Genomic DNA, 13814 nt, shown 5'->3' on the forward strand with positions numbered 1-13814 from the left:
TTCTTCGGCAGCACAAACCCGCGTACGACGAGGTGGGGGCACGGCAACGCCATGGCACAGGGCACGGTCCAGGTGACGCACACCGGCACATCGCGGTGGCGGCGCCGCACGGGTGAGTACGCGTCGCTCGCCGCCGCCCTGGAGGCCGCGGCGGACGGTGACGTCCTCACCGTCGCTCCCGGCACCTACCGGGAGAACCTCGTGGTGCAGCGGGCGGTGACCCTGCGCGGCCCCGAGGGCTCCCCCGGCTCGGTGCGGATCGCGCCCATGGACGGGGTGCCGCTGACCGTGCGCGCCTCCGCGGTGGTCCAGGACCTGCACGTGGAGGGCCAGGACGCCGCCGCGCCCGCCCTGTTGGTCGAGGAGGGCACCCCGGAGCTGCTGGACGTGCGGATCGTCACCCGCTCCGCGGCCGGCATCGAGGTGCGCGGCGGCGCGCGTCCGACCGTGCGCCGCTGCACCGTCGACAACCCGGCCGGCGTCGGCATCGCCGTACTCGACGGCGGCAGCGGGGTGTTCGAGGAGTGCGAGGTGGTGGCCGCCGGCCAGTCCGGTGTCGCCGTCCGCGGCGGGGCGCACCCGCGACTGGAGCGCTGCCGGATCCACCATGCCTCGGGCTCGGGCCTGTCGGCGACCGGGGAGAACTCGGCGCTGGAGGCGGTGGGTTGCGAGGTGTACGAGGTGCGCGGCAGCGGCGTCCAGGTCACCGCTCGCGCCACCGCGCATCTGACGGACTGCGATGTGCACCGCACCACGACGGACGGTGTCACGCTCGACACCGACGCGGTGCTCACGCTGGAGGACTGCCGCATCCACGACATCCCGGAGAACGCGGTCGACCTGCGCTCGCGTTCGGTGCTCACCCTGACCCGCACGACGGTGCGTCAGTTCGGGCGCAACGGACTGTCCGTGTGGGACCCGGGCACGCGCGTGGACGCCAACCAGTGCGAGATCTTCGACAGCACCGGCGACTATCCGGCGGTGTGGGTCAGTGACGGCGCCACCGCGGTCCTGGACTCCTGCCGGGTGCACGACGTGCCGGACGCGCTGTTCGTGCTGGACCGCGGCTCGCGCGCGGACGTCGTCGACAGCGACCTCTCCCAGGTCCGCAACACGGCCGTGTCGGTGAGCGACGGGGCGACGGCCCAGCTCGACGACTGCCGGATCCGGGACGCGGCGACCGGCGCCTGGTTCCGCGACCACGGCAGCGGCGGCACGCTCAACAACTGCACCGTGGACTCCGTCCAGACCGGCGTGATCGTCACCAAGGGCGCGGACCCCACGATCGAGCGGTGCACGGTCGACTCCCCCGCCGAGGCCGGCTTCTACGTCTCCGCGGGCGGCCGGGGCAGCTTCCTCAACTGCCGGGTGACGGGCAGCGGCGGCTACGGCTTCCATGTGATCGACGGCTGCCGTACGACGCTCAGGAAGTGCCGTACGGAGCGGTGCGCGCGCGGCGGTTACGAGTTCGCGGAGGCCGGTCCCGACGCGGCGCCCGGCAGCGGGCCCGTCGTGGAGGACTGCACCAGCGACGAGAGCGGCGGCGGGCTGCGACCGCCCGTGGCGCGCGAGACCGCCGTGGAGACCGTGAGCCAGTCCCCCGGTCTGCTGGGTTCGATCCCCGGGCAGCGCATCACGGAGCAGGAGCCCCTGGTGGCCGCCGTCGAGCCGGAGCAGCCGGTGCGCACGTCGAAGGCCGTGCTCGGCGAACTCGACGGGCTGGTCGGACTGGACAGCGTCAAGCGCGAGGTGCGCGCCCTCACCGACATGATCGAGGTGGGGCGACGGCGTCGGCAGGCGGGCCTGAAGGCGGCCTCGGTCAAGCGGCACCTGGTCTTCACCGGCTCCCCCGGCACCGGCAAGACCACCGTGGCCCGGCTGTACGGCGAGATCCTCGCCTCCCTCGGCGTCCTGGAGAAGGGCCATCTCGTCGAGGTCTCCCGCGTCGACCTGGTCGGCGAGCACATCGGCTCCACCGCGATCCGCACCCAGGAGGCCTTCGACCGGGCCCGCGGCGGGGTGCTGTTCATCGACGAGGCCTACGCGCTGTCCCCGGAGGACTCCGGCCGGGACTTCGGCAAGGAGGCCATCGACACCCTGGTGAAGCTGATGGAGGACCACCGGGACGCGGTGGTGGTGATCGTCGCGGGCTACACGGCCGAGATGGAGCGCTTCCTGTCGGTCAACCCGGGTGTGGCCTCCCGCTTCTCGCGGACCATCACCTTCAGCGACTACAGCCCCGAGGAACTGCTGCGGATCGTGGAGCAGCAGGCCGAGGAGCACGAGTACCGGCTGGCGGACGGTACCGCCGAGGCGCTGCTGCGCTACTTCACCGAGATCCCCAAGGGCGCGGCGTTCGGCAACGGCCGCACCGCACGGCAGACCTTCGAGGCCATGGTCGAACGGCACGCGGGCCGGGTCGCCCAGGTCGCGGAGCCGTCGACGGACGACCTGACGCTGCTCTTCCCGGAGGACCTCCCGGACCGGTCCTAGACTGTCCCGCCGGTGTCCGCCACGGCGTCGGGATCCGGTGCGGACGGTTCTGCGCCGTGGGCACGCGGCGCCGCGGGGACGCGGGTGTGGGCGGGGGCGGGCCGTGCGCGGGTGAGCAGGGCGATCGCCTTGACCACGGAGGCGATGGCGGAGCCGATGCCCAGGCCGGTGGCGCCGACGGCGGCGACGACCTGAGCGGTGTCGGACGGCGCCAGCGCGCCGTGCCGCTCGACCCCGCGACGGCACCACGGGTGCAGGCCCACGCCACGAGGAAGGCCACCGCCGACACCAGCGCCAGGGCTGCCGCCTGCCGCAGTTCGGGGGCGGTGGCCCGTGCGGTGCGCGGGGGCACGGCCGCGATGTAGACGTGCGGGGCCCGGGGCGGGGTGAGCTCGGAGTGGGCGACGGGCTCCGCGACGCTGTTGGGCCGCTTCTCCCGCTCGCGTGGGGCGGGGAGCCGTGGGCCGAGCCGGGCCAGGAGGCGTGCGCGTTCCTCGGCGAAGGCGGGGTCGGCCTGGTAGTCGGAGTGGCCGAGGATCGGGGCGGGCAGCGGGTGCCGGGCGGCACGGCCGTAGGCGAGGGGGTCCTTCAGCGGGGGACGGTCCACTTCGGGGCCACAGTCGCCGGACAGGCGGACCGGTCCGCCGATGGGGTCGGTCAGCCGGAAGAGGTTGCGCCAGCAGTCGACCTCGCGGTGCAGGGAGCTGAGTGCGGCGGGACCGTCCGGTCCGCGGTCGAAGCGCGTGGCGGACGAGGCGACGGCGACCCTCAGCATTCCGGCGGCGGTGTGGGCGGCGCGCAGCCGGGCGACCGGGCGGCGGCTGTACCAGAATCCGGGGCGGCCCAGGGAGGTGGGGTCGCCGTCCTCGTCGGGTTCGCCGACCTGGGGGACCGGCCGCACCGACTCGTACGCGCTCCAGGTGCGGCGGGAGAGGTACCACAGCAGTCCGGTGAGCGCGGCGGGTACGACGGCGGCCAGCGCGAGGCGGCGCCCGGGTCTGCTCCACCAGCCGTGGGGCGAGTCGGGCGACAGGAAGCCCAGCCAGGAGTGCCGCACGGCGCACGCGTGCGTGCCCGCGCGCTGCCAGGCGGCGACGTCGAGGGCCACCTCGCAGGCGGCCGCGACCAGCAGCACCGTCAGGGTCAGACCGACCAGGCGGACCAGCAGTCCGTAGCAGCGCACCGTGCGTGACCGGCCCCGCACGGTGGGCCGCATCCAGTGGGCGAGGTTGACCACCATGAACGGCAGCGGCAACAGCCACAGGGCGCGGGTGCTGTTCCCGAAGGTGAGATTGCACCAGACGTACGCCTCCGGGACCGGGCCGCCCCGGTGGTCGTCGGGTCTGTCGTCCGCGTCGACGTCCCCGGCGCGCCGGAAGGGGGCCGCCGTGTCGTCGCCGGCGATCCGCACCGTGCGCGGATCGTCGAGCATCTCCTACGGTGTCGTCCCGCCCACGCCGTGGAGCAGCGGTTCCAGGGCGATCCCGGATCCCCCGGGCCCCTCGGCGGGATCGGCCTTCGAGACACGTCCCTGCGCACGTTCCACTGTTCGCACTTCCCCCGTGACGTGCCGTCGGCTTGTGTCCGTGCGGGCACAAGGGTTGCCGCTGGGGCGGCGGCGTACACCTCTTCTCACGGAATTTCCCCGATACGTGTGGCGTACGAGGAGGCCGTGTGGCGCGGGTGGCGGGGATCGGCGTGCCGGTCGGTGGCGTCATCGGCGGGGGCACGTGCGAGGATGGGACCTCCCGCGCACCGGATGCGGGAAAGAATGCCCTCGTCGGAGTGGGCGTGGCGGGCTGATTGAGGCGGAAGGACCGGAGCGTACGTGAGTGAGAATCAGAACCTCCTCGCGGAGCAGCGGCGCTCCCTGATCCTGGACGAGGTGCGGCGCCGGGGCGGGGTTCGTGTGAACGAGCTGACGCGCAAGCTCGGCGTGTCGGACATGACCGTGCGCCGTGATCTGGACGCGCTGGCCCGGCAGGGCGTGCTGGAGAAGGTGCACGGCGGCGCGGTGCCGGTGGTCGAGGCGAGCACGCACGAGCCGGGTTTCGAGGCCAAGTCGGGTCTGGAGCTGACGGCCAAGGAGGACATCGCGCGCTCGGCGGCCGAGCTGGTCACGCCGGGCACGGCGATCGCGATGTCGGGCGGTACGACGACGTACGCGCTGGCGCACCAGCTGGTCGACGTGCCCGATCTGACGGTGGTGACCAACTCGGTGCGGGTGGCCGACGTCTTCCACGCCGCGCAGCGCACCACGGGTCCCCGGCAGGGCGCGGCCACGGTGGTGCTGACCGGCGGGGTGCGCACCCCGTCCGACTCGCTCGTGGGACCGGTTGCCGACCAGGCGATCGCGGCGCTCCACTTCGACATGCTCTTCCTCGGTGTGCACGGGATATCGGTCGAGGCCGGCCTGTCCACGCCGAACCTCGCGGAGGCGGAGACCAACCGTCGTCTGGTGCAGTCGGCGCGGCGGGTCGTGGTGGTCGCCGACCACACCAAGTGGGGTGTGGTGGGGCTGAGTTCGTTCGCCGCGCTGGAGCAGGTCGACACGCTGGTGACGGACGCCGGGCTGCCGGGTGAGGCGCGCGAGGAGATCGCCGAGCATCTGCGGCGGCTGGTGGTGGCGGGCGAGGAGGGGGACTGATCCCGCTCGGGCGGTGCTGACATCTGACGGACCGCCAGTTATCGTGACGTTGCCCCGGTCAACCGCCCTTTCCGTCAAGGGGGTTCACGTCCATGGCCCATCGTCTGCGTCCCGTCGGACTCGACTTCGTCGACACCGCTCCCGTACGGCTGGTGTTCGCGCGGGAGATCTCCGCGTCGCCCGAGGCGGTCTTCCACGCCCTCAACGACGACGTGCCGGGGTGGGCGGAGTGGTTCGCGGCGGTGACGCACGCCCGCGCGATCGACGGCGGTGCCGGGCGTGACATCCGGCTCCGGGGCGGCGGGCGTTTCCGGGAGACGGTGATCGCGGCGAAGGAGGCGGAGGTGTACGCCTACCGGGTGGACGTGACCAACGCGCCCGGGGCCCGCGCCCTCGCCGAGGAGTGGCGGCTCCTGCCGGCCGGGACCGGCACCCGGGTGCAGTGGACGTTCGGCGCGGACGGGACGCCCCTCTTCCGCTTCGCCCTGAAGGCGGCCCGCGCGGGCCTCGGCCGAGCCTTCCGCGACGCGGTCGTGTCCCTGGACCGACGCCTGCAGGGTTAGCGCCCGCCGCGGAAACGTCGCGGGGCATGCCGGGCGGGCGCACCAGGCCCTAGCAGGGCCACACGCCCGTCTGCAGCAGGGAGTCGATCGCCCTGGCGTACGGCTCGATGTCCAGGCCCTGTTCGGCGAGCCACGTGTCCGAGTAGTACTTGTCGAGGTAGCGGTCGCCCGGGTCGCACAGCAGGGTCACCACGCTCCCCCGCCGCCCCTGCGCCACCATCTCGGCGACGATCTTCAGCGCGCTCCACAGCCCGGTGCCGGTCGAGCCGCCCGCCTTGCGGCCGATGGCCCGCTCCAGCGCCCGTACGGCGGCCACGCTGGCCGCGTCGGGCACCTTCATCATCCGGTCGATCGCGCCGGGCACGAAGCTCGGTTCCATGCGGGGCCGGCCGATGCCCTCGATGCGCGAGCCGCAGTCGCAGGTGACGTCCGGATCGCCGGCGGTCCAGCCCTCGAAGAAACAGGAGTTCTCGGGGTCGGCGACACAGATGCGGGTGTCGCGCTGGGTGTAGTGGACGTAGCGGGCGAGGGTCGCCGAGGTGCCTCCGGTGCCGGCCGTGGCGACGATCCACGCGGGCTCGGGGAACCGCTCCAACTCCAGCTGCCGGAAGATGGATTCGGCGATGTTGTTGTTGCCGCGCCAGTCCGTGGCCCGTTCCGCGTAGGTGAACTGGTCCATGTAGTGGCCGCCCGTCTCCACCGCCAGACGGGCCGACTCCTCGTACATCCGGCGCGAGTCGTCCACGAAGTGGCACCGCCCGCCGTGGAACTCGATGAGGCGGATCTTCTCGGCGCTCGTCGTGGCGGGCATGACCGCGATGAAGGGCACGCCGATCAGCTTCGCGAAGTACGCCTCGGAGACGGCCGTCGAGCCGCTGGACGCCTCGATCACCGGGCGGTCCGGACGGATCCAGCCATTGCACAGGCCGTAGAGGAAGAGCGAGCGGGCGAGGCGGTGCTTGAGGCTGCCGGTGGGGTGGGTGGACTCGTCCTTCAGGTACAGGTCGATGCCCCACCTCTCGGGGAGCGGGAAGCGGAGAAGGTGCGTGTCCGCCGAACGGTTCGCGTCGGCCTGCACCTTCCGGACGGCCTCTTTCAGCCAGTCGCGATAGTCGGCGTCGCTGTGGTCGACGTCGAGGGTCGCGCCGGTCCGGGTCTGCTGGGGGGTGGTCACGACGAGGCTCCTTACGCTGCGCGCCGACAGCGGATCGCGCTGCCGACGCACCGATCATATGCACCTTGCGCACGCTTCTCACCTGCATAAACACCACTTTGAGCAGCCCAAAGCACGGCCTGGGGCAGCGGCGCGGGGGCGTGGGGGCGCATTCGCGCGAGTGCTCCGGGCGCCGGGGCCGTACGGGTCGTGCGCACTGGTGCTCGACGCCGAGTGTGGGCAGACTGCACCGAACGGGGACGCACACTGGATCACGAACGCGCTGAGCCAGGGCCCACGTGGGCGCAGGGGCCGGCGCGACCGGACGCGTACGAGGGGGCGGGCGGCATGGCGGAGCCGGAGTTCACGGCGACGGGCGTGCGGATCGGGAAACGGCTGCGTTCGCTCACCCGGGCCGGGCAGGTCCGGATCAGCGACGGCAGGCTCGAGTTGCTCACCAGCTACGGCAGCGAGATCGACAGCGCGCCGGTGCAGGCCGTACGGGCCTCGAAGCCCTGGTTCGCGGCGGAGGACCGCGCGCTCGCGGACCTCAACGGCACGCGGTACACGCTGACCCTGGGCGAGCACGATCCGGCGCCGGGCGAGCCGGGGCCGCCCGCGGCACGCCGGTTCATCGAGGCCGTGCGGCGGGCCGCGGGGCGCGGAGGCTGACGGCGTGGTCCGGCGACGGAGGGCGACGACTTCCTCACGATGAGTTGCGCTCTGGCACCCCCTGCGTCACGCTGGTCTCACGTCACTCTGGGTTTACCGGCGACAACGCTGCGAACCAGCCGCCGGGCACGACAGCAGCCGTCCGTTTCTCACCGGCCCGCTGCTGGATCCGAATCCCGTGTTCTTCCGGACCTCACGTCGGGGAGTCGCAGCCGTGATCAGTCACCCAAGCAGGCACTGCACGGTGGAGCTCCAAGCCCTGCCGTCGCGGATCGGCCAGGTCCGCAGAATCCTTTCAGCGCAGTTGCGCTACTGGCATATGGACGCCCTCATAGACCGTGCGGCGCTCGGTCTGACCGAACTGCTGAGCAATGTGCACCGGCACGCCCAGCCGGACAAGGTCTGCACGGTGGAGATCGAGCTGCTGCTGGACCGGCTCACCGTCTCCGTGCGCGACCACGACCCCCGGCTGCCCGAGGTGCGGGACGTGGAGTCCTCCGCCACGAGCGGGCGCGGGCTGGCCATGGTGGCGGCCGTCAGCGAGAGCTGGGGGGTGCGCCCGGACGGCGAGTCGGGCAAGGTCGTCTGGTTCACCCTGCCCGCCGCGCCGGCCGCGCTCGCGGCAGCGGCCCGTCCGCCGCGCCGCGTGGCCGAGAAACCGGTGCGCCGGTTCGTCGAGGTCGAGCCCGTGGCCGAGGGCCACCGGGCCGGAGTTGCTCCCGCCCGGTCAGCCGTTGGCGGTTGACCGGGCGGTGATCGTCCGAGCGGGTCGGCCCGTCGGCACGCCTATTCGGCGGCTATCGCGTGCAGCACGTCCAGACGTGCCGCACGCCGGGCCGGGCGGAGGCCCGCGAGGGCGCCCGCGGCGATGCCCACCAGGGCCACGACGAGCAGCTGCGCGGGCGGGATCGCGAAGGCGAAGCTGCTGTCGCTCGCGCCGTCCGAGGCCTTGACCAGGACCCAGCCGAGGAAGGCGCCCAGGCCGAGCCCGCCGGCGGTGCCGAAGGCGGCGACCAAAACCGACTCCCAGCGGACCATGGCCCGCAGTTGCGCGCGGGTCTGCCCCACCGCCCGCAACAGGCCCAGTTCGCGCGTGCGTTCGTGGATCGCCAGGGTCAGCGTGTTGGCGATGCCGAGCAGGGCGATGAGGACCGCGAGGGCGAGCAGCGCGTAGACGAGGGTCAGCATCATGTCGATGCCGCCGGCCGAGGACTGCGCGTACTCGTGGCGGGTCTGGACGCTGGGATTGCCGTACCGCGCGGCGACTTGCTTCACCGCCGCCTTGCCCGCGTCCACGCTCACCCCCTTCTTGAACGTGACGGCGACCAGGGTGTCGGAGTCCTGGGTGCGGTGCGGGGCCCAGGCCGCCCGGGTGATGACGTAGTCACCGGCGAGTTCGGACCGGCCGTACAGGGCGCGGACGGTGAAGGTCTCCTTCTTGCCGTCGGTGAAGGTGAGTTGGGCCTTGTCGCCGGTGGTGAGGTGCTGTTGGGCCGCCTCCTTGCGGGCGATGGCGATGCCGTCGGTGTCCAGGTCGCGCAGGGAGCCCTGGACGGTGCCGAGGTCGAAGGTGCGTTGGAGGGCGACGGGGTCGGTGACCGTCAGGGCCCGTCCCGCGCCGTCCACTTTCGCCACTCCGCGGCCGAGGCCCACGGCCGTGTCGACCTGCGGCAGCCGCTGGATCGCTCCGGCCAGGCGGGGGCTCAGTCCACTGCCGCCCGCACCGAAGGACGGGGTGCTGACCGCCACATCGCCGGCGAAGGAGCGCGAGACGGTCTGGTCCATCGTGGCCTTGAGCGAGGCGCCGAAGACCGTGAACAGGGACACGACCGCCACGCCGATCATCAGCGCACTGGCCGTGGCGGCCGTCCGCCGGGGGCTGCGCAGCGCGTTGCGGCGGGCCAGAGCGCCGGTGACGCCCCGGAGCCTGCCCAGCGGCGCGCCGAGGACGCGCAGGGCGGTGGTGGCGGCGACCGGGCCCAGGACCACGAACGCGAGCAGGGCGAGTACGGCACCGAGTCCCGCCGTCCACACGGACGGTGAGACCAGCACTCCGCTGAGCGTCGCCGCGACCGCCAGGGCGGCCAGGCCCAGACCGGTGACCGCGCGGGTGCGGGAGGCGCCGGAGGTGTCGACGGCCGTCTCGCGCAGGGCGGCCAGTGGGGCGGTGCGGCCGGCGCGTACGGCGGGCAGGAGCGCCGAGCCGAGGCAGACCACGACGCCGACCGCGAGCGGCAGGGCCATGGACAGCGCGCTGATCACCAAGGCGCCGTCGGGGAAGGGGAATCCGATGGCCGGGAAGAGGGCCTGCAGGCCGGCGGCGATGCCGATGCCGCCCGCGAGGCCCGCCGCCGACGCGGCCACGGCGACGGCGGTGGCCTCGACCAGGGTGGTCGCGGTGACCTGGCGGCGTGAGGCGCCGAGGGCCCGCAACAGGGCGTTCTCGCGGGTGCGTTGGGCGACGACGATCGCGAAGGTGTTGTGGATGGAGAAGGTCGCGACCAGCAGGGCGACCCCGGAGAAGACGAGGAGGAAGGTGGTGAAGATCGTCAGGAACTGGCTGGAGATCATGTCGGTGTTCTCCTGGGCCGACTCCTGACCGGTGATCGCCTCGACGCCCTTGGGCAGGAGGGGAGTGAGGCGGTCGACGAGCTGCTTCTGCCCGATGCCGGGTTCGGCCCGCACCTCGATGCTCGCCGCCTGTCCGGGCCTGGCCGTGAGGTACTTCTCGGCGTCGGCGCGGGTCGTGCCGGTGAAGGTCACCTGGGCCATGCCGTCCTCGCCGCCGAAGGTCGCGAGGCCCACGATGGTCACCTTGACCGGGTCCGGGGTGCGCAGTGTCGTGGTGTCGCCGATCCTCAGGTCGCCCTTCTTCGCGGCGCCCCGGTTGACGACGACCTCGCCCGTCCGCCGTGGGATGCGGCCCTGGGCGAGCCGGTACGGGTTCAGCTTCGGGTCGGTGATCCAGTTCCCGGCGAGTGTGGGCGGGCCCTGGCCGCCGATGGCCTTGCCGTTCCTGCCGACGAGCTGGCCGACGCCCTCGATGTCGGGCTCGGCCGCCGCGACGCCCGGCACCTTGGCGAGGGTGCCGGCCAGGGAGGTGGGAACCGGCTGCCGTACGCCCTGGCTCTCGCCGGGCGTGGTGATGGTGTCCGTGCTGCGGACGACGGCGTCCGTGCCGCTGGCCGCTTCGCCGAACATGGTGCCGAAGCCGGCGCGGAGCGTGTCCCCCATGACGAGGGTGCCGCCCAGGAAGGCCACGCCCAGGAAGACGGCGAGGAACGTGCCGGCGAAGCGGCGCTTGTGGGCGCGCAGCGAGGTGACGCTCAGACGGACGGCGGCGTTCATGACGGCACCTCGAAGGCTTTCATCCGGTCCAGGACCCTGTCGGCACTCGGGGCTTCCATACGGTCGACGAGGCGTCCGTCGGCGAGGAAGACGACCTCGTCGGCGTGCGCGGCGGCCACCGGGTCGTGGGTGACCATGACCACCGTGCGGGCGGTCTCGCGCGCGGTGCGGCCGAGCAGGCCGAGGACCTCCCCACCCGCCCGGGAGTCGAGGTTGCCGGTCGGCTCGTCGGCGAAGACGACGTCCGGACGGCCCGCGAACGCCCGTGCCACGGCGACGCGTTGCTGCTGGCCGCCGGAGAGTTCGGCGGGCCGGTGGTGCAGGCGGTCGCGCAGGCCGACGACGTCGATCAGCGCGTCGATCCACTCCGGGTCGCCCCTGCCGCCCGCGAGGTCCAGGGGCAGGGTGATGTTCTCGGCGACGGTCAGCGTGGGCACCAGGTTGAACGCCTGGAAGACGAAGCCGACGCGGTCGCGGCGCAGCAGGGTGAGCCGGCGGTCGTCCAGGGTGCCGAGGTCGGTGTCGCCGATGTGGGCGGTGCCGGAGGTGAGCGTGTCGAGGCCGGCCGCACAGTGCATCAGCGTGGACTTCCCGGACCCCGAGGGGCCCATGATCGCGGTGAAACGGCCGGCCGGGAAGTCGACGCTCACCCCGTCCAGGGCCCTGACCTCGGTGTCGCCGCGGCCGTACACCTTCACGGCGTCGACGACGCGGGCGGCCGTGCGCACGGTGGTCGCGGTCGTCATGCGGCACCGCCCTTGCGGCCGAACTGCTCGTCCAGGACGGACAGCCGGCGCCAGTACTCGTCCTCGTCGATCTCACCGGAGGCGAAGCGCCGGCCGAGTACGGCGAGGGGCGAGTCGCCGGTGGGCCGGTCGTCCACCGGGTGCCAGGGTCCGCGGCGGCCGCGCCGGACCGTGCGGCGCAGGAAGGTGGCGACGCCGATGACGACGGCCGCCCAGATCAGCGGGAAGAAGAGGATCCAGGGGCCGGGGCCGCCGTGCCAGTCAGCGAGGGTCTGCATCTCGGGTCATCTCCTCAAGAGGGTCCTGCGGTGATGCCTCGAGACTCGCGCCGGGAGGGGGTCCGGGTCGTCGTACGGCCAGCGGCAGTGCGCCTACCTCCCGGGGAGTACGAGCGCCTTGCCGCGCTGCTTCCTCCCCACCCTCGACCACTGTAACTACTAGTATGTACAGTGATCCCATGAGCACTGCGGACCGACTCGTCGAATCCACGCGTGAGCTGCTGTGGGAGCGCGGCTACGTGGGCACCAGCCCGAAGGCGATCCTGGAGCGGGCGGGCGCCGGACAGGGCAGCATGTACCACCACTTCAAGGGCAAGCCGGATCTCGCGCTCGCGGCGATCCGGCGGACGGCCGAGGAGATGCGGGCCACCGCCGAGGGAGTACTCGGCGGGCCGGGGACGCCGTACGAGCGCATCGAGGCGTATCTGCTGCGCGAGCGCGACGTGCTGCGCGGCTGCCCGGTCGGCCGACTGACCATGGACCCGGACGTCGTCGCGAGCGACGAACTGCGCGCCCCGGTCGACGAGACGCTCGACGCCATCCGCGAGCTGATCGCCGGGATCGTCGAGGAGGGCAAGGAACAGGGCCAGTTCGGGCCCGCGCTGGACGGCGAGGAGATCGCCGCGACGGTTCTGGCGACCGTGCAGGGCGGTTACGTCCTGGCCCGCGCCTCCGGCTCCCCCGCCGCCTTCGACGCCGGCGTCCGCGGACTGCTCTCCCTGCTCGCACCCCCGGCCTGAGGAGGCACCGGATGCACGCCATGCAGTACGAGCTGACCCTGCCAGCCGACTACGACACGGGCATCATCCGTGCCCGTGTCGCGCGGATCGGGCATCTGCTGGACGACTGGGAGGGGCTGGGTCTCAAGGCGTATCTCCTGCGCGAGCGCGGGCAGTTCGGGTCACCGGTCAACCAGTACGCGCCCTTCTACCTCTGGAACACGATGGAGGGCATGAACACCTTCCTCTGGGGCGGCGCCTTCCAGGGCCTCAGCAACGACTTCGGGCGGCCGTCGGTGCGGCAGTGGTCGGGAGTGGCGTACGAGGAGGGGAGGGCCGCCGGTTCACCCGCCCGGTTCGCGGTGCGCGGGGACGGACTCGTGCCGGAGGGAGTGGAGTTGGCCGAGGTCATGGGCGACGCGGCGCGGGAGACCGAGCGGCTGGCCGGGGAGGAGGGGGCGGTGCTGGCGGCTGCCGCCGTGGACACGAGCCGTTGGGAGTTCGTCCACTTCTCCCTCTGGGAGCACGACGCGCCCAAGGCCGAGGGCGATGTGTTCCAGGTGCTGCACACGTCGGCACCGGGTCGGGAGCGGTTGGCCCGAGGGCGGCAGTGGTGAGTGCGGTCCGCACGGTGAGTGGCGCCGGCCCTCCGGGGACCGGCCTCAGCGGCAGAGTGCGTCGAGGTCGTCGGAGAAGGTCGCGAACTCCGCCTGGGCCTCGGCGATGATCTCATCCGGCGGGCGGTGCGCGGACGTGGCGTGCCGTTCGGCGAGTTTCGTCAGCTCCGCGTTCGGTCGGGCGTCGCGTCGGCCGAACTCGACGACCTCCAGCGGTCCGAGGCCGTCGGCCAGCAGCCACAGGAAGTCGGAGAGGCTGCCGGCGACCACGCCCCGCTCCCCCTCCGAACCGAGGAACACCACGGGCTGTTCGGGGAGCGGTCGCCCGGGTCGCACGCACCAGAGGGCGGCCAGACCGCCGGTGCCGTCCTGCCCGAAGACCCGGTAGGCGTCACCGTCGACGTCCCGGTTGCCGGTCCAGTTGCGCAGCCAGTCGGTGGTCTCCTCGGCGGAGTCGAAGGCGTCGTACGGCTCGAAGTCGACGCCCTCGCCGTCGTCGTAGTCGAACTCCACCTGCGCCACGGCGACCAGAGCGGGCGGAAAGCGGCGGTCGTCGCCGGTTGTCTCGATCATGCGCG

The 13814-nt window shown here is 72.8% G+C and carries 13 protein-coding genes and 1 pseudogene; 7 read left to right on the forward strand and 7 right to left on the reverse strand.

Annotated features, from left to right (window positions below):
* Positions 1-51 precede the first annotated feature (51 nt).
* Positions 52-2493 (forward strand): right-handed parallel beta-helix repeat-containing protein, encoded by a 2442-nt coding sequence (locus MKW14_RS25635; protein WP_240865723.1) that lies wholly within the window; start codon positions 52-54, stop codon positions 2491-2493.
* Here MKW14_RS25635 and MKW14_RS25640 read toward each other — a convergent pair.
* Positions 2490-2756 (reverse strand): hypothetical protein, encoded by a 267-nt coding sequence (locus MKW14_RS25640; RefSeq protein WP_240866045.1) that lies wholly within the window; start codon positions 2754-2756, stop codon positions 2490-2492. The two genes, MKW14_RS25635 and MKW14_RS25640, sit on opposite strands and share 4 nt — an antisense overlap.
* Before the next feature lie 434 nt (positions 2757-3190).
* A pseudogene (locus MKW14_RS25645) lies at positions 3191-3925 on the reverse strand (hypothetical protein); the annotation flags it as partial.
* A 396-nt stretch (positions 3926-4321) separates the two neighbouring features.
* On the opposite strand from MKW14_RS25645, the gene MKW14_RS25650 reads away from it, so the two are divergent.
* Both MKW14_RS25650 and MKW14_RS25655 read left to right on the forward strand, forming a co-directional pair.
* The gene (locus MKW14_RS25650) at positions 4322-5140 is read left to right on the forward strand and encodes a DeoR/GlpR family DNA-binding transcription regulator (RefSeq protein WP_240865726.1); all 819 of its coding nucleotides are present in this window, start codon (positions 4322-4324) and stop codon (positions 5138-5140) included.
* A gap of 92 nt (positions 5141-5232) precedes the next feature.
* Positions 5233-5703, forward strand: coding sequence for an SRPBCC family protein (locus MKW14_RS25655; RefSeq protein ID WP_240865728.1), 471 nt, complete (start codon positions 5233-5235; stop codon positions 5701-5703).
* A gap of 49 nt (positions 5704-5752) precedes the next feature.
* Here the strand turns inward: MKW14_RS25655 and cds1 are convergent, their stop codons facing one another.
* A complete protein-coding gene (gene cds1, locus MKW14_RS25660; RefSeq protein ID WP_240865731.1) occupies positions 5753-6877 on the reverse strand; it encodes an L-cysteine desulfhydrase Cds1 in 1125 nt (374 codons plus the stop codon).
* Positions 6878-7204: 327 nt separating this feature from the next.
* Here cds1 and MKW14_RS25665 point away from each other — a divergent pair, with 327 nt between their 5' ends.
* Positions 7205-7528, forward strand: a complete 324-nt coding sequence (locus tag MKW14_RS25665) for a hypothetical protein (protein WP_240865733.1) — start codon at positions 7205-7207, stop codon at positions 7526-7528.
* Positions 7529-7742: 214 nt separating this feature from the next.
* Entirely contained in the window at positions 7743-8273 is a 531-nt protein-coding gene (locus MKW14_RS25670) for an ATP-binding protein (protein ID WP_240865735.1), read from the forward strand.
* Between the two features lie 41 nt (positions 8274-8314).
* On the opposite strand, the gene MKW14_RS25675 is transcribed toward MKW14_RS25670, so the two are convergent.
* Genes MKW14_RS25675 through MKW14_RS25685 form a run of 3 tightly spaced genes read right to left on the reverse strand, consistent with a single transcriptional unit; the run spans position 8315 to position 11900 of the window.
* Positions 8315-10876, reverse strand: a complete 2562-nt coding sequence (locus tag MKW14_RS25675) for an ABC transporter permease (protein WP_240865737.1) — start codon at positions 10874-10876, stop codon at positions 8315-8317.
* On the reverse strand, positions 10873-11622 hold the full coding sequence (locus MKW14_RS25680) for an ABC transporter ATP-binding protein (RefSeq protein WP_240865739.1): 750 nt from the start codon (positions 11620-11622) through the stop codon (positions 10873-10875). Before MKW14_RS25680 ends, MKW14_RS25675 begins: the two co-directional genes overlap by 4 nt.
* Positions 11619-11900: an SHOCT domain-containing protein gene (locus MKW14_RS25685; RefSeq protein WP_240865741.1), complete on the reverse strand. Its 282-nt coding sequence runs from the start codon at positions 11898-11900 to the stop codon at positions 11619-11621. Before MKW14_RS25685 ends, MKW14_RS25680 begins: the two co-directional genes overlap by 4 nt.
* Before the next feature lie 164 nt (positions 11901-12064).
* On the opposite strand from MKW14_RS25685, the gene MKW14_RS25690 reads away from it, so the two are divergent.
* Both MKW14_RS25690 and MKW14_RS25695 read left to right on the forward strand, forming a co-directional pair.
* Complete coding sequence (locus tag MKW14_RS25690; protein WP_374116596.1) at positions 12065-12640, forward strand: TetR/AcrR family transcriptional regulator; 576 nt, start codon at positions 12065-12067, stop codon at positions 12638-12640.
* 11 nt (positions 12641-12651) lie between these two features.
* Positions 12652-13236 (forward strand): DUF4865 family protein, encoded by a 585-nt coding sequence (locus MKW14_RS25695; RefSeq protein ID WP_240865744.1) that lies wholly within the window; start codon positions 12652-12654, stop codon positions 13234-13236.
* Between the two features lie 45 nt (positions 13237-13281).
* On the opposite strand, the gene MKW14_RS25700 is transcribed toward MKW14_RS25695, so the two are convergent.
* A complete protein-coding gene (locus MKW14_RS25700) occupies positions 13282-13809 on the reverse strand; it encodes an SMI1/KNR4 family protein (protein ID WP_240865746.1) in 528 nt (175 codons plus the stop codon).
* Positions 13810-13814 lie beyond the last annotated feature (5 nt).

It is taken from the genome of Streptomyces gilvus (genome assembly GCF_022513565.1).
Lineage (GTDB): Bacteria > Actinomycetota > Actinomycetes > Streptomycetales > Streptomycetaceae > Streptomyces > Streptomyces gilvus.

Bases quoted from the DNA above. Each gene is read 5' to 3' on its own strand.
- MKW14_RS25635 (WP_240865723.1), top strand. From the start codon at position 52: ATGGCACAGGGCACGGTCCAGGTGACGCACACCGGCACATCGCGGTGG.
- MKW14_RS25655 (WP_240865728.1), top strand. From the start codon at position 5,233: ATGGCCCATCGTCTGCGTCCCGTCGGACTCGACTTCGTCGACACCGCT.
- MKW14_RS25665 (WP_240865733.1), top strand. From the start codon at position 7,205: ATGGCGGAGCCGGAGTTCACGGCGACGGGCGTGCGGATCGGGAAACGG.
- MKW14_RS25675 (WP_240865737.1), bottom strand. From the start codon at position 10,876: ATGAACGCCGCCGTCCGTCTGAGCGTCACCTCGCTGCGCGCCCACAAG.
- MKW14_RS25680 (WP_240865739.1), bottom strand. From the start codon at position 11,622: ATGACGACCGCGACCACCGTGCGCACGGCCGCCCGCGTCGTCGACGCC.
- MKW14_RS25685 (WP_240865741.1), bottom strand. From the start codon at position 11,900: ATGCAGACCCTCGCTGACTGGCACGGCGGCCCCGGCCCCTGGATCCTC.
- MKW14_RS25690 (WP_374116596.1), top strand. From the start codon at position 12,065: ATGTACAGTGATCCCATGAGCACTGCGGACCGACTCGTCGAATCCACG.
- MKW14_RS25695 (WP_240865744.1), top strand. From the start codon at position 12,652: ATGCACGCCATGCAGTACGAGCTGACCCTGCCAGCCGACTACGACACG.
- MKW14_RS25700 (WP_240865746.1), bottom strand. From the start codon at position 13,809: ATGATCGAGACAACCGGCGACGACCGCCGCTTTCCGCCCGCTCTGGTC.